General features: G+C 73.4%; 21 protein-coding genes and 1 pseudogene. 12 read left to right on the top strand and 10 right to left on the bottom strand.

The window, feature by feature from the left end; translation table 11 throughout:
* Positions 1-42: 42 nt before the first annotated feature.
* Both QP089_RS32310 and QP089_RS32305 read right to left on the bottom strand, forming a co-directional pair.
* Positions 43-1,131: a sugar ABC transporter substrate-binding protein gene (locus QP089_RS32310; protein WP_285916718.1), complete on the bottom strand. Its 1,089-nt coding sequence runs from the start codon at positions 1,129-1,131 to the stop codon at positions 43-45.
* 522 nt (positions 1,132-1,653) lie between these two features.
* On the bottom strand, positions 1,654-1,950 hold the full coding sequence (locus QP089_RS32305; RefSeq protein WP_285916717.1) for a hypothetical protein: 297 nt from the start codon (positions 1,948-1,950) through the stop codon (positions 1,654-1,656).
* Positions 1,951-2,157: 207 nt separating this feature from the next.
* Between QP089_RS32305 and QP089_RS32300 the strand changes: the two genes are divergently transcribed.
* The gene (locus QP089_RS32300) at positions 2,158-2,820 is read left to right on the top strand and encodes a hypothetical protein (RefSeq protein ID WP_285916715.1); all 663 of its coding nucleotides are present in this window, start codon (positions 2,158-2,160) and stop codon (positions 2,818-2,820) included.
* A 50-nt stretch (positions 2,821-2,870) separates the two neighbouring features.
* Here the strand turns inward: QP089_RS32300 and QP089_RS32295 are convergent, their stop codons facing one another.
* The gene (locus tag QP089_RS32295) at positions 2,871-3,542 is read right to left on the bottom strand and encodes an aminoacyl-tRNA hydrolase (RefSeq protein ID WP_285916712.1); all 672 of its coding nucleotides are present in this window, start codon (positions 3,540-3,542) and stop codon (positions 2,871-2,873) included.
* Positions 3,543-3,718: 176 nt separating this feature from the next.
* On the opposite strand from QP089_RS32295, the gene QP089_RS32290 reads away from it, so the two are divergent.
* Positions 3,719-4,792 carry an Rv1352/Rv1906c domain-containing protein gene (locus QP089_RS32290; protein ID WP_285916710.1) on the top strand — a complete coding sequence of 358 codons (1,074 nt, stop codon included), beginning with the start codon at positions 3,719-3,721 and terminating at the stop codon, positions 4,790-4,792.
* Here QP089_RS32290 and QP089_RS32285 read toward each other — a convergent pair.
* Complete coding sequence (locus QP089_RS32285) at positions 4,789-5,760, bottom strand: UbiA family prenyltransferase (protein WP_285916708.1); 972 nt, start codon at positions 5,758-5,760, stop codon at positions 4,789-4,791. The genes QP089_RS32290 and QP089_RS32285 overlap by 4 nt on opposite strands.
* Positions 5,761-5,913: 153 nt before the next feature.
* Between QP089_RS32285 and QP089_RS32280 the strand changes: the two genes are divergently transcribed.
* Complete coding sequence (locus tag QP089_RS32280; RefSeq protein WP_285916707.1) at positions 5,914-6,051, top strand: hypothetical protein; 138 nt, start codon at positions 5,914-5,916, stop codon at positions 6,049-6,051.
* Here the strand turns inward: QP089_RS32280 and QP089_RS32275 are convergent.
* Positions 6,048-6,635, bottom strand: coding sequence for an HAD family hydrolase (locus tag QP089_RS32275; protein WP_285916705.1), 588 nt, complete (start codon positions 6,633-6,635; stop codon positions 6,048-6,050). The genes QP089_RS32280 and QP089_RS32275 overlap by 4 nt on opposite strands.
* Positions 6,636-6,767: 132 nt before the next feature.
* Between QP089_RS32275 and QP089_RS32270 the strand changes: the two genes are divergently transcribed.
* Positions 6,768-7,430 (top strand): TetR/AcrR family transcriptional regulator, encoded by a 663-nt coding sequence (locus QP089_RS32270; RefSeq protein ID WP_285916704.1) that lies wholly within the window; start codon positions 6,768-6,770, stop codon positions 7,428-7,430.
* Here the strand turns inward: QP089_RS32270 and QP089_RS32265 are convergent.
* The gene (locus QP089_RS32265) at positions 7,427-9,553 is read right to left on the bottom strand and encodes an MMPL family transporter (RefSeq protein ID WP_285916703.1); all 2,127 of its coding nucleotides are present in this window, start codon (positions 9,551-9,553) and stop codon (positions 7,427-7,429) included. The genes QP089_RS32270 and QP089_RS32265 overlap by 4 nt on opposite strands.
* A 262-nt stretch (positions 9,554-9,815) precedes the next feature.
* On the opposite strand from QP089_RS32265, the gene QP089_RS32260 reads away from it, so the two are divergent.
* Complete coding sequence (locus tag QP089_RS32260; RefSeq protein ID WP_285916702.1) at positions 9,816-10,043, top strand: hypothetical protein; 228 nt, start codon at positions 9,816-9,818, stop codon at positions 10,041-10,043.
* On the opposite strand, the gene QP089_RS32255 is transcribed toward QP089_RS32260, so the two are convergent.
* The 3 genes from QP089_RS32255 to QP089_RS32245 all read right to left on the bottom strand — a co-directional run bounded on the left by QP089_RS32255 (position 10,018) and on the right by QP089_RS32245 (position 11,754).
* Positions 10,018-10,692, bottom strand: a complete 675-nt coding sequence (locus tag QP089_RS32255; RefSeq protein WP_285916700.1) for a response regulator — start codon at positions 10,690-10,692, stop codon at positions 10,018-10,020. The genes QP089_RS32260 and QP089_RS32255 overlap by 26 nt on opposite strands.
* Positions 10,693-10,970: 278 nt before the next feature.
* The gene (locus QP089_RS32250; protein ID WP_285916699.1) at positions 10,971-11,270 is read right to left on the bottom strand and encodes a Dabb family protein; all 300 of its coding nucleotides are present in this window, start codon (positions 11,268-11,270) and stop codon (positions 10,971-10,973) included.
* A 28-nt stretch (positions 11,271-11,298) separates the two neighbouring features.
* Positions 11,299-11,754: a flavodoxin family protein gene (locus tag QP089_RS32245; protein ID WP_285916698.1), complete on the bottom strand. Its 456-nt coding sequence runs from the start codon at positions 11,752-11,754 to the stop codon at positions 11,299-11,301.
* Positions 11,755-11,946: 192 nt separating this feature from the next.
* On the opposite strand from QP089_RS32245, the gene QP089_RS32240 reads away from it, so the two are divergent.
* The 4 genes and pseudogenes from QP089_RS32240 to QP089_RS32225 all read left to right on the top strand — a co-directional run bounded on the left by QP089_RS32240 (position 11,947) and on the right by QP089_RS32225 (position 16,170).
* Positions 11,947-13,605, top strand: a complete 1,659-nt coding sequence (locus QP089_RS32240; protein WP_285916696.1) for an MprF family protein — start codon at positions 11,947-11,949, stop codon at positions 13,603-13,605.
* A gap of 162 nt (positions 13,606-13,767) precedes the next feature.
* On the top strand, positions 13,768-14,610 hold the full coding sequence (locus tag QP089_RS32235; RefSeq protein WP_285916695.1) for an SMP-30/gluconolactonase/LRE family protein: 843 nt from the start codon (positions 13,768-13,770) through the stop codon (positions 14,608-14,610).
* 46 nt (positions 14,611-14,656) lie between these two features.
* Positions 14,657-14,920 (top strand): annotated as a pseudogene (locus QP089_RS32230) (nitroreductase family protein); the annotation flags it as partial.
* Between the two features lie 80 nt (positions 14,921-15,000).
* On the top strand, positions 15,001-16,170 hold the full coding sequence (locus QP089_RS32225; RefSeq protein ID WP_285916693.1) for a serine hydrolase domain-containing protein: 1,170 nt from the start codon (positions 15,001-15,003) through the stop codon (positions 16,168-16,170).
* 6 nt (positions 16,171-16,176) lie between these two features.
* On the opposite strand, the gene QP089_RS32220 is transcribed toward QP089_RS32225, so the two are convergent.
* Complete coding sequence (locus QP089_RS32220) at positions 16,177-16,911, bottom strand: SDR family NAD(P)-dependent oxidoreductase (protein WP_285916692.1); 735 nt, start codon at positions 16,909-16,911, stop codon at positions 16,177-16,179.
* Between the two features lie 95 nt (positions 16,912-17,006).
* Here QP089_RS32220 and QP089_RS32215 point away from each other — a divergent pair, with 95 nt between their 5' ends.
* From QP089_RS32215 to QP089_RS32205, 3 genes are all read left to right on the top strand, one after another.
* Positions 17,007-17,693 carry an endonuclease V gene (locus tag QP089_RS32215; protein WP_285916689.1) on the top strand — a complete coding sequence of 229 codons (687 nt, stop codon included), beginning with the start codon at positions 17,007-17,009 and terminating at the stop codon, positions 17,691-17,693.
* Positions 17,694-17,802: 109 nt separating this feature from the next.
* Entirely contained in the window at positions 17,803-18,372 is a 570-nt protein-coding gene (locus QP089_RS32210; protein WP_285916687.1) for a TetR/AcrR family transcriptional regulator, read from the top strand.
* A 106-nt stretch (positions 18,373-18,478) separates the two neighbouring features.
* Positions 18,479-19,240 carry a glucose 1-dehydrogenase gene (locus tag QP089_RS32205; protein WP_285916685.1) on the top strand — a complete coding sequence of 254 codons (762 nt, stop codon included), beginning with the start codon at positions 18,479-18,481 and terminating at the stop codon, positions 19,238-19,240.
* Positions 19,241-19,253: the final 13 nt, after the last annotated feature.

The raw sequence follows: 19,253 nt of genomic DNA, 5'->3' as shown, positions 1-19,253 counted from the left end.
GTGCCCCCGCCCCCCGGGCGGCTTCGTCGGGTCAGCGGTCGGTCACTGGACGCCGGCGGACTTGCACTTGGCCGCGTAGGCGCCCTTGCACAGGTCGGCGGCCTTGACGAACCCGTCGCCGGTGACCTGCTTGACGTTGTCCTTGAAGACCCCGATCGGGTTCAGCAGCACCGAGGGGACGTCGCGCTTGCCCTGCGGGTCGTTCGTGGTGCCGTTGGTCTCGCCCTTCTGGCCCTTGATGAGACCGACGGCGAGCTTGGCGACCGCGTCGGCCTCCTGCTTGACCGGCTTGTACACGGTCATGCACTGGTTACCGTCCAGGATGTTCTGCAGCCCCTCGAGGGTGGCGTCCTGGCCGGTGACGGCGACCTTGCCCGCCTGCTGGTTCTTCTTCAGGATGGAGATCGCGGCGTTGCCGAGGCCGTCGTTGGCGGCGAGCACGCCGTCGATCTTGCCGTGCTGCTCGGTGTACATCTGCTCGAAGATCGTCGCGGCCTTGTCCGGCTTCCAGTCCGGGACGGCCTGCTCGGCGACCTTCTTGTAGTTCGACACCTGGTCCAGGACGTTGTGCGCGCCCTTGGCGAACAGCGTCGCGTTGTTGTCGGTCGGCGAGCCGTTCAGGTAGACGATGTTGGAGCTCTTGCCGCCGAGGCACTTCTGCAGGCCCTTGCCGAGCTCCTCGCCGACCTTCACGTTGTCGAAGGAGACGTAGTAGTCGGACACGCCGCCGAGGGTGAGCCGGTCGTAGTCGATCGTCTTGACGCCCTGCGACTGCGCCTTGCGCTGCACGGCGCCGGCGGAGTTGGAGTCGATGCCGTCGACGATCAGCACGGTGACGCCGCTGGTGATCATCTGGTCGGCGATCGTCTGGAACCGCTGCGTGGAGCCTTCGGCGTTCTGGATGTCGTACTGGACGCCGGCCGCCTTGAAGGCCTGCTCGAGGTAGGGCCGGTCGAAGCTCTCGTAACGCACGGACGAGGTGGTGTCGGGCAGGATCACGCCGACCTTGCCCTTCACCGCGCCGGAGCCGGAGCCTGAGCCCTTGTCGCCGCCGTTGTCGTCCCCGCACGCGGAGAGGGTGAGGGCCGCGGCCGCCGAGAGGGCCATGAAGCTGAGGATCCCCTTGCGCATTGCCCGGGTCCTTTCTTGGGGGTGGCCGCGTGGCGCGGCCGAGGAGTTCGCAGCGCCGGTGGGGCGCGCTGGCACATCCACCGGCGTGAATGTTGTGTCCCGCAACTTATGACCGGCTCGTCCGGTACGCCAGTCCTGCGACCCGGCTAATTTGTTGTCGGCAGTAACAATCCCGTAACGCGAGATCAACACGGGGGAAACGGCGCGCGGCGGCGGACGGCGCCGCCGACCGGGCACGGACGGCGCGGCGGAGCGCGGCGGAGGCCGTACCGGGCATATGTTCGGCGGCTCAACATTCAGCCCGACCCGCGGTCAACCTCCCGCGGGACCCGGGCGAGGGCGGCGCGGCGGGCAGGGCGGCGACCGGGCACGTACCGGGCACGTACCGGGTACGAGCCGTCATGGCGGACGGGCGGCGCGGCGGCGAACACCGTGGTCATGCGGCCGCGCCCCGGAGTGCGCCGGGACGGTGCCGCATGACCGTGTGCTACGGCCGCCGCGCGGGCGCACTCCCCCGGATCGCTACGGCACCGCGAGGACGAGCGCGACCCGGTCGGCCGCGGCGGCGACGTCGTCGGCGGGCGCGATGCGCTCCGCCCACGACCACCAGTACCACCACCCGTCGGCGCCCCGCTCGGCGAGGATGTTCTCCGTCAGGGCGGAGGCGTCCGGATTCATCACGTGCAGGCTGGGCGACTGGCCGCGGGGCAGGGTGAGGCGCACCCGCAGTCCGCGCTGGACCAGCGCGTCGCCGAGCTCTTCCAGATATTCGATCCGCGTCCGAGCGGGCGCGGCGGTTCCCGTATCGTCAGGCGTCATCCTGTCTTCCCCATGGATTCCGCGCGGCCCGACGAGGTCTCACCCTCCACCTTCACCGGCCCGGGTGCAAGCACTGCGGGCCGCACGGCGCGATCCGCCGCGAACTCCGCCGGCGCGGCGAGCGTCGCAATGGGCGCGGCGCCCGGCGGCCGGGAACGGCATCCGGGATATGTTGCGCATGGCACTCGAAGGGGGAAGTTGGGGCGTATGGCGATGGCGATGGCGAGCGCGGGCGCGAACCCGGAGTGGACCCGGCCCGACCAGCGGCTGCCCGAGCGGCCACCGGCGGACGGCGCGGCCCCGCCTGCCGCCCCGCCTCCCGTCCCGCCTTCCGCCGTGCAGACCTGGCACCGGATGCACTACGCGGTCGGCGTTTTCCTCGTCGCGTACGGCGTGGCGGGCCTGCTCAGCGCGGTGCTGCTGTGGGGCGACCGGCGCGAGGAGTTCGGCGACTACTTCGGGTCGGGGAACGCCGGGACGCTGCTGGTGCTGGCCAAGGCGGTCGAGGCGCTGCTCGTCGCGGCCGCCGTGCTGGGGATCGTCCGGCGCCGCGACGTGTGGTTCGTCCCGCCGCTGACCGGCTGGATGGCGGGCTTCGCGGTGGTCGCCGTCCTCGACGTCGTCAACGGCCGGTGGGGCGGGCTCCTGCAGCACCTGCTCTACCTGGCGGGCTTCGTGGTGTTGCTGTTCGTCTCCTACGGGCTGAGCGCGAAGGCGCAGGTCAGCAGCGGTACGGCGGTCCGCGCCGGCGCCGTACCGGCACCCGCGCCCGGCGAGCCCGCCGAGGCCGGTCAGGTCGACGGGCCGCGGCGCCTCACCCGGACGCAGGAGTTGGCGCTCTCGGCGCTCAACCGGCTGCCCCGGCGCTGATCCGGCGCCGGCGGCGGTGCCGACCCGGCGCGTCGCGGCGGTTCCGGACGTCAGCGGACGATCCACGCGATGGCCGTCATCGTCCCCGGCGGCACCTCGGTGAACCCGCCGTCCCGGACCGCGACCGTCGCCTCCTTCACGCAGCGCGCCCACGGAACGTCCCTCGTCAGGTGGACGCGCAGGCCGCCCTCGAGCCACGCCTTGACGTCCTTGCGGCGGCCCTGGCGAAGCAGCAGCTGGGCGGCGTGCCCGCACTGCGCCGCCGCCTTGCCGGTCGTCATCGTCACGTCGGGGTTCAGGGCGAGCGCGGCGTACGGCGGCTCGGGCGGCGGCGCCGGCTCCTCGGCGTCCTCCAGGTCGAGGCCCGCGACCTGGAGCTTCGCCAACTGCGGCGGGACGTCGGCGACCGGTCCCGGCGGGAACGCCCGCACCTGCGCGCCGGCGTGCTCGACCGTCACGCCCGGCAGCGCCTGCGCCTCCGGCCAGCGCACGCCGCGCGCCCGCCGCGTCACCTTGCGGATCCGCCGCGCCTCCCACTCGTGCACCGCCTGCCGCCACTCCCCCTCGGGCTCGGCGGCGCGCGGGTCGGTGAGCAGCCGGACGACGGCGGCCGCCGCGGCCTCGCAGACGGCGCCGTGGGTGGGCGGATCGGCCTTCTCCGCCCGTACCACCAGCTGCATCGCCCACGGAGGGTCGTCAAGAGGGTCGTAGTCGGGTCGCACGCATGGAGTATTCCAAACCGGTTCCGATGTCCATGACGCGGCTTTCCCATGGACGATGTGGGTAATGCAACTGTTGTCGTCTCCCGGGCGCCGGTCCTTGCGGGCGCGGCTCGGTGGGACGGCCCTCGCCGGAGGGGGGCGAGGGGCACGGCGAGAGGTCGGGTCGGAGGCCGCCGGTGACCAGTGGCGCGTGGAACGAGTCCATCCCCGGAGTCGGTACGTACTTCGTCGGCATCGACGTCGCCCCCGGGCGCTACCGGTGCGACGACGCGGGCGGCGGCTGGTGGGTCCGCTTCAGCGGGCCCGGCGGCGGCGACCCGGTCGGCATGTGGCCGCTGCCGGCCGGCGCCACCGAGGTCGAGATCGAGCCGTCCGACTTCGCGTTCGAGACGCACGTCGGCACGTACTGGCGGCGGATCGCCCCGCCGCGTCCGGCCGGGGACGGCAAGGCGGCGGAACCGCGCCCGGTCGCCGACCCCGCGCTGCGCGCCGAGCTCGACACGCTCGTGGCGCGCCGCCGCCCGCTGCTGTGGCTGGCCCCGCTGACCGTCCTCGGCCTCGGGCTGCTCGGCTCGCCGCTGCTCGGCTCGCTGTGGCTGATCGGCCTCGGCATGCTGGCGGTCCTGGTCGCGCTCGGCACCCCGTCGGTCTCGCTCGACCTGCGGCGCGCCCGCGAGCTGGAGCGGCGCCGCCACCGCTACCTCACCCCCGAGGACTTCGACGAGCAGGGCCGCGCGATGCTCGCGCGCGTGCAGGCCGCCGTCGACACCGTCCGCGACTCGCAGGTGAACCGCGAGGGGCTGCTGGACAGGGTCGACAACGCCGTCACGCTGCCCCGGCAGGAGTGGGAGATCGCCCAGGTGCTGGCGCGGCAGTCGAAGCTGCGGCGCGAGCAGGAGGAGATGACCGAGAGCGCGCCGCTGCCGGAGGTGGAGGCGGCGCTGCGCCCGCTGCGCGAGAAGCTCGGCGTCTCGGTGGACGCGGTGACGCGCCGGGTCGAGGCGCTCGAGCGCTACGCCGAGCGCGCCCGCGCCGCCGACGAGGCGCTGGCCGCGCACCGCCACCTGGAGGCCATCGCCGCCAAGGCGCACGAGTACGACGAGCTGCTCGCCGACTCCGTCCGCGACGACCTGGCGCTGCCCGCGATCGAGCGGCTCACCGAGCAGGGCGACGAGCTCGTCCGCACGCTGCGCGAGCGGCTCGCCAAGGCGGCCGAGGCCGGCGGCGAGCTTCCGCCGCCGCCCGCCTAGACCACCCGCGCGTACACCAGCGCGAACACCAGGTACGGGACGAGGAACACCCAGCTAGCGACGATGATGCCGTGCAGCACCTCGCCCGGTTCGCGCGCCCGCCCGAGGAAGCGGTGGTACACCCAGACCAGCACGGGCGCGAACGCGGCCTGCGTCCACAGCGTCCGGTGCGGGAACACGTGACCGGTCGCGGCCAGCGCCACCGCGAGCGCGCACGACGCCGTCCACGCCGCGAGCCCGATCCGGTACGCGCCGCGCGGGCCGAGCCGTACGGCGATGGTCCGGTACCCGCTGGCGAGGTCGGCCTTGTAGTCGGTGACGGTCGTCGGGACGTAGAGCGCGGTCGCGACCAGGACGCCCTCGACCGCCATCACCCACGGAAAGCCGTCGATGGGGCGCACGACCGTCCATCCGGCCAGCAGCGCGAACCCGCCGACGCCGATCGCGTTGGCCGCCACGTCGAACCCGGGCCGGTCCTTCAACCGGACCGGCGGCACGCTGTAGAGCCAGCCGAGCACCAGGAACCCGAGCGTGACCAGCGCGAACGCCGGACGCACCGTCAGCGCGACCAGCAGCGCCGCCGCCGCGGTCACGTGCGCGGCGACCAGCGCCCCGCGCACGCTCAGCCGCCCTTCCACCAGCGGCGCGTCGTCCTTGCGCGGGTTCTTCAGGTCGCCGTCCAGGTCGAAGGCGTCGTTGATGGCGAGCACCGCCAGCCACACCAGCGGCCCCCAGACGACGAGCCCGGTCAGCACGGGCGTGACCGCCTCCAGGCACCCGCCGCTCACCGGCGCGCACGCGTCCTGCCCCGCGATCAGCCACCGGGTCGCCAGCAGGTGCCCGACATAGAACGGCACCAGCGAGACCAGCCAGATCGCCGGCCGGGCGATGAGCCACAGGTCGACCAGCACCCGCCACCGCTGCACGGCCGCCCGCACCGGCGCGCGATGCCGCTGAGAAGCGCGCACACCGTCACCCCCAAGGGTCCCTCGACGCGCCCTCACCCCTATTGGACATTACGTCCATTTGACGCGCGGTGGCTAGGCCCCGGGACGGCCCGGTTCGGGCGCGCTCACCGGGTTGATCTCGGCGGGGTGGTAGTTGTGGTCGGCGTGGAGACGATGAGGACGATGCGGGCGGCCGTCGCGGAGCGGCCGGGGGCGCCGGACGTGCTGCGGGTGCGCGAAGTGCCGGTGCCGGAGCCGCGGCCCGGGTGGACGCTGGACCAGGCGACCGGCAAGCTGGTCGTGCGGCTCTAGCCGAGCAGGGCGCGGACCTGCTCGGGGCCGGTGAAGAGCTCGGCGGCCATGCCGGTCTCGCGGGCGGCGAGCACGTTGCGCTCGGTGTCGTCGATGAACAGCACGTCGGCTGGTTTCACGCCGAGGCGCTCGGCGCAGATGCGGTAGGCGCGGGGGTCGGGCTTGGCGACGCCGATCGCGCAGGAGTAGGTCAGCGCGTCGAACCGGGACAGCCAGCCGCGGTGCCGCGCCTCGAAGCGGGGCACCAGGTCGGCGATGATGTTGGAGAGCAGCCCGAGGGTGCGGCCGTCATCGGCCAGCTCGTGCACGAGGGCGACCATGCGCTCGTCGACGTCGGTCCAGCTGCGCAGGTCGGCGTCGATGAGCGCGGGCACGTCGGGGAACGCGGTGCCGAGGCGGGCGGCGACGTCCGCCCAGTAGGCGGCGCTGTCCTGACCGGCGTCGTAGCCGGGGCGCAGCGCCCAGTACGCGTCCCAGAACGGGGCGCCGGAGACTCCGGCGATCTCCTCGATCTCCCGCACCGCCTCGGGGGTCTGGGTGCGGGCGATGACGCCGAACAGGTCGAAGACGATCACATCGGGCATGGTCCGAGGGTAGGCGGGGCGGGCCGGTGCCGGCGGCGCCGGAATGTAGAACAAGCGCTTGTGCACACCGTAAGCTGCCGTTGACGCGCGGACTGAGCAAGCGGTTGGGCGCGCGCACGGCATAATGAGAGGGTGACGACCACGAGCGCGAATTCCGGGCGGGCCAGGCCCCGCGCCGAGGGCGGCGCGCGCCGCCGCGGCAAGGGCTCGCCGGGCCTGGCGTCGGAGCGCCGCGAGCACCTGGTCAGGCTGGCCGCGGAGCTGTTCGCGGAGAAGGGCTTCCAGGCCACCACGGTCCGCAACATCGCCGACGAGGCGGGCATCCTGTCCGGCAGCCTCTACCACCACTTCGACTCCAAGGAGTCGATCGTGGACGAGATCCTCACCGGCTTCTTCGACGAGATCATGGCCGCCTACCGGGCCGAGATCGACGCGGGCCGCGACCCGCGCGAGACGATCGCGGCGCTCGTCCGGGTCGCGTTCGCCGGCCTGGAGCCGCACCGCGCAGCGATCACGGTCATGCAGAACGACTGGAACTACCTCCAGGGCATGGACCGCTTCGCCTACCTCACCAAGTCCGAGGACGAGGTGGAGAAGATGTGGGTCGAGACCATCGCGGCCGGCCAGGAGCAGGGCCTGTTCCGCGAGGACCTCGACCCGAAGCTCACCTACCGGATGATCCGCGACACCATCTGGGTGGCCGTCCGCTGGTTCAAGCCCGGCGGACGGCTCGACTCCCAGAGCCTCGGCGAGCACTACATCAAGGTCATGTTCGACGGGATCAACACCCACTAGCCCCGGACCGGCACCCCGGCGCGCGCCTCGGCGGCCTCGGGGCGGCGGCGCGGCAGCAGCCGGGCGAGCGGCCCGGGCAGCCACCAGTTCCGCTCGCCGAACAGCTCCATCAGCGCCGGGACGAGCACCATCCGCACGACCGTCGCGTCGATCAGGATGGCGACGCCGAGGCCGAGCCCGATCTGCTTGACCGCGACGTTCGCGCCGAGCAGCACCGACAGGAACACCATCACCATGATCGCCGCGGCGGCGGTGATGACGCGCGCGGTGCCGGCCAGGCCGCGCGCGACGGCCTCCCGGGTCGGGACGCCCGCCTCGTGCGACTCGCGGATCCGCGACACGAGGAACACCTCGTAGTCCATGGACAGCCCGAACAGGATCGGGAACATCATCAGCGGCACCCAGGTGGTGACGGGCATCGAGGTGGGGAAGCCGAGCGCCTTGCCCACCCAGCCCCACTGGACGACGGCGGTCAGCACCCCGTAGGCGGCGGCGATCGACAGCAGGTTCATCAGTGCGGCCTGCAGCGCCACGGTCAGCGAGCGGACCAGCGCGACCAGCAGCACCAGCGACAGCCCGACGACGACCGCGATGAGCCACGGCAGCCGGGTCTGGACGTCGTCGGCGAAGTCGATGGACGCCGCGTTCTGGCCGCCGACGTAGGCCCGCACGCCCTTCCCGTCGGTGACGCCGGGCAGCACGTCGTCGCGGAGCCGGTGCACCAGTCGCGGGGTCGCCTCGTCCTGCGCGCCCGTGGTCGGGAACGCCATGATCATCGAGACGGCGCCGTCGGGGCTGGTGCGCGGCGGCTGGACGGCCGCGACCCCCCGCGTGGCGCCGACGGCCGCGGCGACCGGCGCCGGGTCGCCGCCGCGGGTGACGATGACCAGCGGCGCTGCGGTGCCGGGGCCGAAGCCCTCGGCCATGATCTGGTTCGCGGCGTAGGCGCTGGTGTCGTGCGCCTGGGTGCTGGAGTCGGGCAGGCTGAGCCGCATCGACAGCGCCGGCACCGCGAGCACGAGCAGCAGCGCGGAGGCGGCCAGCCCGGTGAGGACGGGGTGCCGCTGGACGATCCGGGCCCAGCGTTCGGCGAGCGGGCGGCGGGCCCGGCCGAGCCCCGGCACGCGCAGCCGGTCGATGGCGCGCCCGGTGAAGCCGAGCAGCGCGGGCAGCAGCGTGACGGAGGCGAGCATCGTCATCAGCACCGCCACGCCGGCCGCGACGGCGACGGCGTTGAACAGCTTCTGCTGCATGACGAACAGGCCCATGAGCGCGATCACGACGGTGCTGCCGGCGAACAGCACGGCGCGCCCGGCGGTGGTGAGGGCGGTGACGGTCGCCTCCTCCGGCTCCTTGCCGGCGCCGAGTTCCTCCCGGTAGCGGGTGACGATGAACAGCGCGTAGTCGATGCCGACGCCGATGCCGATGAGCGCGGCGACGATCGGCCCGAACGACGGCGCGGGCAGCAGGTGCGCGATCAGCGCGATGAGCCCGAGCCCGGAGCCGATGCCGAGCAGCGCGGTGACGATCGGCAGCCCCATCGCCAGCACCGAACCGAACGCGACCAGCAGGATGATGACGGCGGCGAGCACGCCGATGCCCTCCGACGATCCGCCGCCCGCGGTCTCGGCGTTGTCGATCGCCGCGCCGCCGAGTTCGATCCGGATCGGCCCGGAGTCGCTGCGCACGTCGTCGATGAGCTTGGTGACGTCGGAGGTCGGCACGTCGTCGGTGGGGACGTCGAGGTTCGCGGTCGCGAACGCCGTCCGGCCGTCCTTGGAGATCTGCCCGGGCACCTCGTAGGGCGAGGTCACCGAGGCGACGTGCGGCGTCTTGGCGAGCCGGTCGATCGCCTTGGTGACGCGGGCCTGCACGTCGGGCGAGCGCACGCCGGCGTCCGCCCGCACGGCGAGCGTGATCGTGTCGCCGCTGCGCTTGGGGAAGTGCTCGTCCAGCAGCTTCTTGGCGGTCGCCGACTGGGACGAGCCGCCGCCGAAGTCGTTGAGCGGTTTGGCGGCGAAGCCGTAGCCGAGGACGAGGACGGCGAGCGCCCCGACGATCCAGGCGACGACGACGAGCCGCCGCCTGCGGAAGCAGACCCGGGCGAGCCTGGCCAGTTTCATGGGAACCACCTTCGCGGGAGCCCGCGGGTAGAGAGAGAACGTGTCGTTCCCCGAATCGTGGCTCCCGCACCCCGCCCGGGTCGTCGGACGTGCGGCGGCATCATGGCGGCCCGCTACTTCCGCTGGAGTACATCCGGCGCGGTATCCCACCGTTGGGGGCGCCGAACCTCCATAGTGTGCTTAGTCCCAATTTGCCGAGTAGGGGTGACGCATTGGCCCGTGGGGACGCTGTTACCGAGGAGATCATCGGGGGGAGGGCGGCATGACGGCTCCACAGGGCGCCGGCCGTGACGAGCCGACGCCGGCGGCCATGCGCGCCGCCACGGCGCGCGGACTGCAGGAGCAGTTCCCGGGGGTACGGGTCTGGTACGGCAAGGCCACCGGCTCCTGGTGGGCCATGGTCCCGCTGCGCGACGGGCCGCGGCTGCTGGAGGCCCCCACCCCCCAGCAGCTCCGCGACGAGATCATGAGCCGGCGGACCCTGGGATGACCAGCCCCGACTCGTAGGCGAGCACCACCAGCCGGGCCCGGTCGCGCACGCCGAGCTTGCTCATGGCCCGGCTGACGTGCGTCTTGGCGGTGAGCGGGCTCATCGCGAGCGCCTCGGCGATCTCGGCGTTGGACAGCCCGCGCCCGACCAGCCGCACCACCTCCCGCTCGCGGCCGGTGAGGACCTCCAGCCGGCCGAGGGCCGCGGGGGCGGGTTCGGGGCGTCCGCCGACGAACCCCTCGATGACCGCGCGGGTGACGGCGGGGGCCAGCAGCGACTCGCCGCCCGCCACCACCCGGACGGCGTTCACCAGCTCGGCCGGTTCCATGTCCTTGACCAGGAACCCCGCCGCGCCCGCGCGCAGCGCCAGGTAGATGTGCTCGTCGTCGGTGTAGGTGGTGAGGGCGAGGACGCGCACGTCGTCGAGCGCGGGGTCGGAGGCGATCCGGCGGGTGGCGGCGAGCCCGTCCGTGCCGGGCATCCGCAGGTCCATCAGGACCACGTCGGGCCGCAGCCGGCGGGCCAGGTCCACCGCGGCGTCGCCGTCCTCGGCCTCCCCCACGACCTGGATGCCGTCCTCGCCGGACAGCAGCATCCGGAAGCCGGCCCGCACCAGCGACTGGTCGTCGGCCAGCAGCACTGTGATCACGCCTGCTCCCCCGGGTCCGCCGGGCCGCGGCGGCCCGGATCCGACGGCGCAACCGTACGACGATCCGGGGCCTCGGGCGGAATCGGACCGTTCCCACGAGGGCGCCGCGCGGGGAAAGGGAAGCAGGGAGTAGGCCGTCCGCCGGGAACGGGGCGCGATCCGTTCCCGGCGGGCGTTGTGTGAAACTAACCCGAAAAGTGCTCTGACACAAGCGCTTGCTCGGTAAGCGTCGTGTGGTACGGCGCACATCGCCGGCCCGCGCCCCCGGCGGGCCCGCGTCAGGTCTCGTACTGGATGGCCGCCCGCTCCGCGGCGATCGGCGCCACGAACTCCTCGACCACCGCGCGGTGCGCCGGATGGTCGCGGTACGCCAGGTAGTCGTCCTTGCCCGCGAAGTCCGCGACCACGACGAACTCGTAGGTCCCCGGGTCCACGCCCGCGTCGAGGCCGACGCTGTACCCGCGGATCTGCGGGATGACCCCGGTCAGCTCGCGCAGCCGCTCCGCGACCTCCTCCTGCTGGCCGATCGTCGTGCCCTCGGCCCACCTGAACATCGCCACGTGACGGAATCCGCTCATGCGGGCACGCTACCGAGGAACGGCGGGCTCAAACCGTCCCGAGCTCGGCGGCGACGACCGCGCCGAGCTCCCAGCACGCCTCCAGGTCGGCCTTGCCCGGCTCCCCCGTCACCACCACGGGCGGCTGGACGGCCTTCCACTTCAGCCCGGTCGTGATGGACTCCAGCGCGCGCAGCGCCCCGGCCGCGTCGTTGTTGCCGTGGAGGAAGGCCCCGAACGGGCGGCGGATTGTCTCCTCCAGGCACGGGTAATAAACCTGGTCGAAGAAGTGCTTGAGCGCCCCGGAGAGGTAGCCGAGGTTCACAGGGGAGCCGAGGAGGTAGCCGTCCGCCTCGAGGACGTCCACGGCGGAGGCGGTCAGCGCCGGACGGGACACGACCTCCACCCCCTCGATCTCGTCCGTGCGCGCCCCGGCGCGCACCGCCTCGACCATCGCCTGGACGGACGGCGAGGGCGTGTGGTGGACGAGCAGGAGCCTCTTCACCCCCACGAGACTAACCAGTTTCCCACCCGGTGGCCGGGTACGGCCGTTGCGAAGGACGGGATCGGCGGACGCGGCGGGCGCGGCGTCAAAGGAGGTGTCCGGACGACGCTGACCATGAGCGGCCAAAGATAACGTCCGATCCGGGGAATGAGTTCCAAAGGATCATGGTTGGGGCTCTGCGGAGGTGTCCTCGTGTATGCAGCGAAGTCGGCCGAGCGGCCGGACGGCCAGGCGCACCCCGTCTGGCCGCTGGCGCTCGTCGCGGCGCTGGTCGCCGTACTGATCGCCGTGCCCTCCGTGGCGCGGGCACCGCACTGGCTCGACCGGCTCTCGCAGGTGGTGACCGGAACGCCGCTGGCGCCCGCGCACGCGGTGTCGCTGGCGCTGGTGCTGCTGCTGGTGGCGCGCGGCGTCGTGCTGCGCCGCCGGGCGGCCTGGTACGGCCTGGTCACGCTCGTGGTCCTGGGGCTGCTCGCCGTCGTCGCGGGGGACGACGCGCTGTGGCGGGTACCGCTGCTGGCGGCCGTGCTGGTCGGGCTCTGGCTGGAGCGCGACCGGTTCCCCGTCCGCCCGCACCCCGACCGGGTCCGCACCGCGGTGAAGACCGGCGCGGTGCTGGTCATCGGCGCGGTGGCCGGGTCGCTGCTGGTCGGCGGCGTGTCCGTCCGGTCCGTGCAGGTCGTGGCGAGCGGGCTCGGCGCCACCGGCGCGCGCATCGACGGCGCGTCCTGGCTGCCCGGGGCCCTCGGGCTGGCCGGCGCGGTCGGGCTCCTCGCGCTGGTGATGACGCTGCTCGCGCCCGACCCGGCGCCGCCGCCCGGCGACGAGGACGAGCGGCGCCGCGTCGCCGGCCTGGTCGCGCACCCCGGCTCGGACACCCTGGCCCCGTTCGCGCTGCGCCGCGACAAGGCCTACGTTTTCAGCCCGGACGGGCGCGCCGCGATCGGCTACCGGGTGCTGTTCGGCGTCGCGGTGGCGGGCGGCGACCCCGTCGGCGACCCGAGGTCGCACGCCGCGGCGATCCAGGAGTTCCTCACGCTGTGCCGGACGACCGGCTGGCGCCCCGCGGTGCTCGGCGCGAGCGCCGACCTGCTGCCGGAATGGGGCCCGCTGCGCTCGTTCGGCTTCGGCGACGAGGTCGTCGTCCGGCCGGAGGAGTTCACCCTGTCGGGCCGGCAGATGCGCAACGTCCGGCAGGCCGTCAAGCGGACCGCCAACGCCGGCGTCACCACCGAGATCGTGCCCGAGCGCGAGCTGTCCCCCGCCCTGCGCGCCGCGCTGCTGGACGTGGCGTCGCGCTCGCTCGGCGGCGCGGCCGAGCGCGGCTTCTCGATGAACCTCGACGAGCTGCTCACCGGCTACCACCCGGGGGCGGTCGTCGCCATCGCCTACGACGAGGACAAGAGGCCGATCGCCTTCCAGCGCTACGTGACCGCCGGCGAGGGCATCAGCCTCGACGCGATGCGCCGCGCCCCCGGCGGCCCCAACGGCGTCAACGAGCGGCTGATCGTCGAGATGATCGACTACGCCCGCGAGCAGGGCCACGCGCTCGTCTCGCTGAACTTCGCGGCCTTCCGCGAGCTGCTGGACTCCGAGGAGCGGCGCGCCCTGGAGAAGGCCGGCTACCAGGCGCTGCACCTGCTCGACCCGCTGATCGCGGTCGAGTCGCTGTACCTGTTCGACAAGAAGTTCCGCCCCGCCTACAAGCCGCGCAGCATCGTCTTCCGGTCCTGGTTCGACATCGTGTGGCTGGCGGCGGCGCTGCTGACCCTGGAGTTCGGCCGCACCAAGCCCGCGCCCGCCACGGAGGAACCCGTAACCGAACCAGCCCACCACTACAGCCGCTACTGACCCCGTGTCTCTCGAGCGCCCGGATCCTCCGCGGATCCGGGCGCTCTTGTTTTGCGGGCTGCCGGAATCGCCACCGCAAGGATGTCGATCCCGGCGAGGCTCCTTCGTATAGGGGGTGAAGGCCGGTGCCGGGCCGGTCTCGAAGCATGGGGGTGACCGAGCATGGCCGAGATTCGGACGGTGGTCGAGGGCCGGGGGTTGGTGGAGTCGCCGCGGTGGTGTGACGGGCGGGTCTACTTCTCCGACTGGTCGGCCGGTGAGGTCATCGCCGCGGATCCGGACGGGGGCGGCGAGGCGGTCGCGCGGGTGGAGTCGCTGCCACTGTGCACGGCGTTCCTTCCGGACGGCGGGCTGGTGATCGTCGACTCTCCGGGCGGGCGGCTGCTGCGCCTGGAGGGCGGCGGGTCGCCGGTCGTGCACTTGGAGCTGGGACGGGCGGGGTGGAACGACATCGTGGTGGACGGCCGCGGCAACGCCTACGTCAACCGTCCCGGGTTCAACGCGATGGCCGGGGAGGAGTTCAAGCCCGGTTCGGTGTTCCTGGCGGCGGCCGACGGGACGGTCCGGGAGGTGGCCGACGACATCGCGTTCCCGAACGGGATGGCCGTGACCCCGGACGGCTCCACGCTGATCGTCGCAGACTCGTACCGCGGCGAGCTGGTGGCCTTCGCGATCGGCGCGGACGGGGGGCTGTCGGACCGGCGCGTCTGGGCCAACCTGGGCGACGGGACGCCGGACGGCATATGCCTCGACGCGGAGGGAGCCGCCTGGTACGCGGACGTTCCCCACAAGAGGTGCGTACGCGTCGCCGAGGGCGGCGAGGTCCTGGACACGGTCGAGTTCGACCGCGGCGCGTTCGCCTGTGTGCTGGGCGGGTCCGACGGGACGACGCTGTTCGTCACGGCGGCGCAATGGCAGGGCATGACCGAGCCGGAACCGGTGCGCCCGGGAAGCGGCCGGCTCCTGGCCGCCGACGTCGGGGTCCCCGGCGCGGGGTGGCCCTGATCCCGCCGTTTCCCGAAGTGGGGGGCGGGTAGCGCACCGGCGTGGAGACCCCGGCGAGCGCGAGACCGCGCGGTTCGACCTGGGGCAGGCGATGCTGAGCATCATGCTCGCGGCCGTCGACCTCGGGATCGGCAGCGGGCACGCGACCGTGATGGACCAGGCGGTGGCGCGCCGCGTCCTCGGCCTGCCGGACGACCGGTTCTGCGCGTACCTGGTCGCGCTCGGGTATCCGGCGGGGCGTCCGCTGAAGCCCGTGCGGAATCCGGCGCGGCGGGCGTTCGACGACGTCGTGCACCGCGACCACTGGTGACGCGCTGAAGGAGGGGGCGGCTGCCCGGTCTCTGGAATCTTCGAGCATGATTCTAGAAACCCCCGTTGAGAGGACCGGGCATGAGCAGCACTGTGCAGGGCCACTGCGATCCGGCGTTCGCCGCCGTCCGCGAGGTGTTCGAGCAGAACTTCGCCGACGGAAGGGAACTGGGCGCCGCCGTCGCCGTGTACGCGGGCGACCACAAGGTCGTGGACCTGTGGGGCGGCGTCGCCGACCACCGGACGGGACGGGCGTGGGCCGCCGACACGCCGTGCTTCGGGTTCTCCTGCACCAAGGCGGTGACGGCCACGGCGGCGCTGCTGCTCGCCGAGCGCGGCGCCTACGAGGTGGACGGCCCCGTCACCGCGTGGTGGCCGGAGTTCGGCGAGCACGGCAAGGACGGCGCGACCGCCGCGCACCTGCTGTCGCACCAGGCCGGATTGCCCGCGTTCGACCGTCCGGTGTCGGCGGAGGAGGCGGCGGACCCCGAAGCGCTCGCCGCCCTGCTCGCCGGGCAGAAACCCGAGTGGACGCCGGGCGAGACGCACGGCTACCACGCGCTGACCTACGGGTGGCTGGCCGGGGAGATCGTCCGGCGGCTGTCGGGCAAGGCGGTCGGCGCGTTCGTGAAGCAGGAGTTCGCCGGCGACCGTGACCTGTGGATCGGCGCACCCGACGCGGTCATCGAGCGGGCCGCGAAGATGACCGCCAAGGGCCGGGTCTCCGGCGGGGCCGACGGCCCGAAGAGCGCGGCCGACGACATGCTGAAGCGGCTCGCCGCGGCGTACACCGACCCGCAGAGCGCCACGAACCGGGCGCTGAACAACCCGCATCCGGGCAAGGGCGGCTACAACAACCCGGTGGTGCTGCGGGCGGGCTGGCCGTCCGCCGGGATGCTCGCGACCGCGCCGGCGTTCGCGGGGTTCTACCGCGACCTGGTGGCGGGGCGGATCCTGCGTCCGGACACGCTGCGCGAGGGCATGCGCCGCCGGGTGTCCGGGCCGGACCGGACGCTGATCGTGGACAGCTCCTTCGGGCTCGGGTTCATGCGCCCGTCGCAGACGTTCTTCGTCCCGAAGGCGGCGCGGGAGAGCGCGTTCGGGCACACCGGCGCCGGCGGTTCGATCGGGCTCGGCGACCCCGACGCGGGCCTGGCGCTGGCGTACCTGCCGAACCGGATGGGCGAGCAGCTGTCCGGCGACCTGCGCGCCTTCCGGCTGGCGGAGGCCGCGTACGCGTCGCTGGGCTGAGCCCGGTCACTGCATGGTGATGCCGCCGCTGACCGAGATGGTCTGGCCGGTGATGTACCCGGCGCGGTCGGTACATAGGAACGCGATGAGGCCGGCGACGTCGTCCGGGCGGCCGATGCGGCGCAGCGGGATCTGCTTGGCGAGCCTGCCGAGCAGGTCCGGATGCCGGTCGGACACCGCCCGGACCATCGGCGTGTCCGTCGGGCCGGGGCAGACCACGTTGGAGGTGACGCCGCCGGCCGCAGCCTCGCGGGCGAGGGTCTTGGCCAGCCCGAACAGTCCCGACTTGGTGGCCGCGTAGGCGCCCTCGCCGCCGGATCCGGCGCGGGCGCCGTCGGAGGAGACGAAGACGAGCCGTCCCCAGCCGCGCTCGGTCATCCCGGGGAGGAGGGCGCGGGTCAGCTGCATCGGGGCGCGGAGGTTGACGCGCCACATCAGGTCCCAGTCGGCGGGGTCGCTGGCGGTGAACGGCTCGACGATGCTGACGCCCGCGTTGTGGACGAGCACGTCCACGGGCCCTGTGCCGGCGGTGAACGTGTCGATGGACGCGGGGTCGGCGAGGTCGACGTGTGCGGCGGTGCCGCCGATGCCGTCCGCAACCTCTTCGGCGGCGGTGCGGTCGAGGTCGGCGACGACGACGCGGGCGCCGAGCGCGGCGAGGTCCGTGCAGATCGCCCGGCCGATGCCGCCGGCGCCGCCGGTGACGACGGCGGTGCGCCCGTCGAGTGCCATGCCGTCCATCCGGCCTCCTTCCCCGCCGCTCGCGCCGCCACCGTCACCGTAGCCGCCGGGGCCGTCCGGGTGATGGACCGGTCCGGGCGGTAGCGTGCCGGTTCATGGAGGTACGCGACCTGCACCCGTGGCCGTCCACGCCGGAGGAGGCCGTGGCGATCCAGGACCGGCTGCGCCCGCTGCTGGAGTTGGACGTCCCCGGCCCGGCGAGCCCGCGCACGGTCGCGGGGCTGGACGTCTCGTACGCGGGCGACGGCGGCGGGACCGGGACCCGGCTGGCCGCCGCCGTGGTCGTGCTGGACGCCGCGACCCTCGCCGTCGTGGAGGAGTCCGTCGCCGTCGGGACGGCCGCCTTCCCCTACGTCCCCGGCCTGTTCGCCTTCCGCGAGCTGCCGACGCTGCTGGACGCGCTCCGGAACCTGGAGACCACCCCCGACCTGCTCGTCTGCGACGGGTTCGGGCTCGCGCATCCGCGCCGGTTCGGGCTCGCCTGCCATCTCGGGGTGCTGACCGGCCTGCCCTCGATCGGCGTGGGCAAGACCGCGTTCGTCGGGACCTACGACCCGCCGGGCGCGCGGCGCGGCGACGCGAACCCGCTGACGGACGGCGGCGAGGAGGTCGGGCGGGTGCTGCGGACCCGCGAGGGCGTCAAGCCGGTGTTCGTGTCGGTCGGGCACCGCGCCGACCTCGACTCGGCGTGCCGCGACGTCCTCGCGCTCGCGCCCGAGTACCGCCTCCCGGAGACGACACGCAGGGCGGACCGGCTGTCACGCGACGCGCTCGGAACCTGATGGCGCGTGACGCCGCCCTCCTCGACGTACGGGCGGCGAGATGGCAGGCTTTTCGGGAAACAGGCGGCGGCCGGGCCCGGCCGTCCGCGCCACCGCTGGACGGTGCCACATGCAACCGCGCCCGATGCGGGCCGACGCCCGCCGCAACTACGAGCGACTGATCAGCACGGCCCGCGCGGCCTTCATGGAACACGGCACGAGCGCGTCCCTGGACGACATCGCCCGCCGCGCGGGCGTCGGGTCGGGGACGCTCTATCGGCACTTCCCCACCCGCGACGACCTGCTGCACGCGGTGCTGCGCGAGCGGATCGACCGGCTGCTCGCGCACGCCGCCGAACTCATGGACGAGCCGGACCCGGAGGCGGCGCTCGCCGGCTGGCTGCGCGGCTACCTGGACGGCGCCATGACCCCGCGCGGCACCTCGACCGTGATCATCGAGGCGATGGCGCCGCGGTGGGCGGCGACGCGGCTCGGCACGGCCGCCGCCGCGATCCTCGCCGCGTTCGGCGGTCTGCTGGAGCGGGCGCAGGAGGCGGGCGCGATCAGGGCGGACGCCGACGCGGGCGACCTGCTGCGGCTGGCCAACGCGATCGGCGTCGCGGCCGAGCGCACCCCCGATCCCGCCGGGTACGCCGACCGGATGCTGGCGCTGCTGTTCGACGGTCTGCGGACGCGCTGACGCCGGCGCGGCCTCGGGAACGGGGCCGCCTTGTTCGCCGAACCAAGCGTTCGCTAGTTTGGTGGGACGCCGCGGTCGCGGTGCCCGCTGGGAACGAGGAGCGTTGATGGGGCAGCTTGACGGCAAGGTGGCGCTGATCACCGGTGGTGCGCGGGGCATGGGCAAGGCCCACGTGAAGCGCTTCGTCGCCGAAGGGGCGAAGGTGGTGTTCGGCGACGTCCTGGAGGAGGAGGGCGCGAAGCTCGCCGCCGAACTGGAGGACGACGCCCGGTTCGTCCGGATGGACGTGACGTCACCCGAGGACTGGCAGAACGCCGTCGGCACCGCGACCTCCGCCTTCGGGGCGCTGAACGTCCTGGTGAACAACGCCGGCATCCTCCGTCACAAGACCATCGAGGACATGGCGCTGGAGGAGTTCCGGCAGATCATCGACGTCAACCTGATGGGCCAGTGGCTCGGCATCAAGTCGGTGACGCCCGCGATGCGCGCGGCCGGCGGCGGCTCGATCGTCAACGTCTCCTCGACCGAGGGCTTCGTCGGCGCGGACGGTCTCGCCGCCTACAGCGCCAGCAAGTTCGGCGTCCGCGGCCTCACCAAGTCCGCCGCGCGCGAGCTCGGCGGGTACGGGATCCGCGTCAACTCCATCCACCCCGGCGGCATCATCACCCCCCTGTTCATGCAGGACGACATCATCGCGGCCAAGGCCGACAGCGCCGACGCGCTCATGAAGGCGCTCCCCCTCGGCCGGATGGGCAAGTCCAAGGAGGTGTCCGGCCTGGTCGTCTACCTGGCGTCGGACGACTCGTCGTACTGCACCGGCAGCGAGGTCCAGGTCGACGGCGGCCTGCTGACCGGCGGCGGCTACTGACGCCGCCGGACCG

The organism is Actinomadura opuntiae, assembly GCF_030283205.1.
In the GTDB taxonomy this organism is placed as follows: Bacteria; Actinomycetota; Actinomycetes; order Streptosporangiales; family Streptosporangiaceae; genus Spirillospora.
Note: the sequence above shows the minus strand (reverse complement) of the source record. Positions and strands in the feature narration are given on the sequence as shown.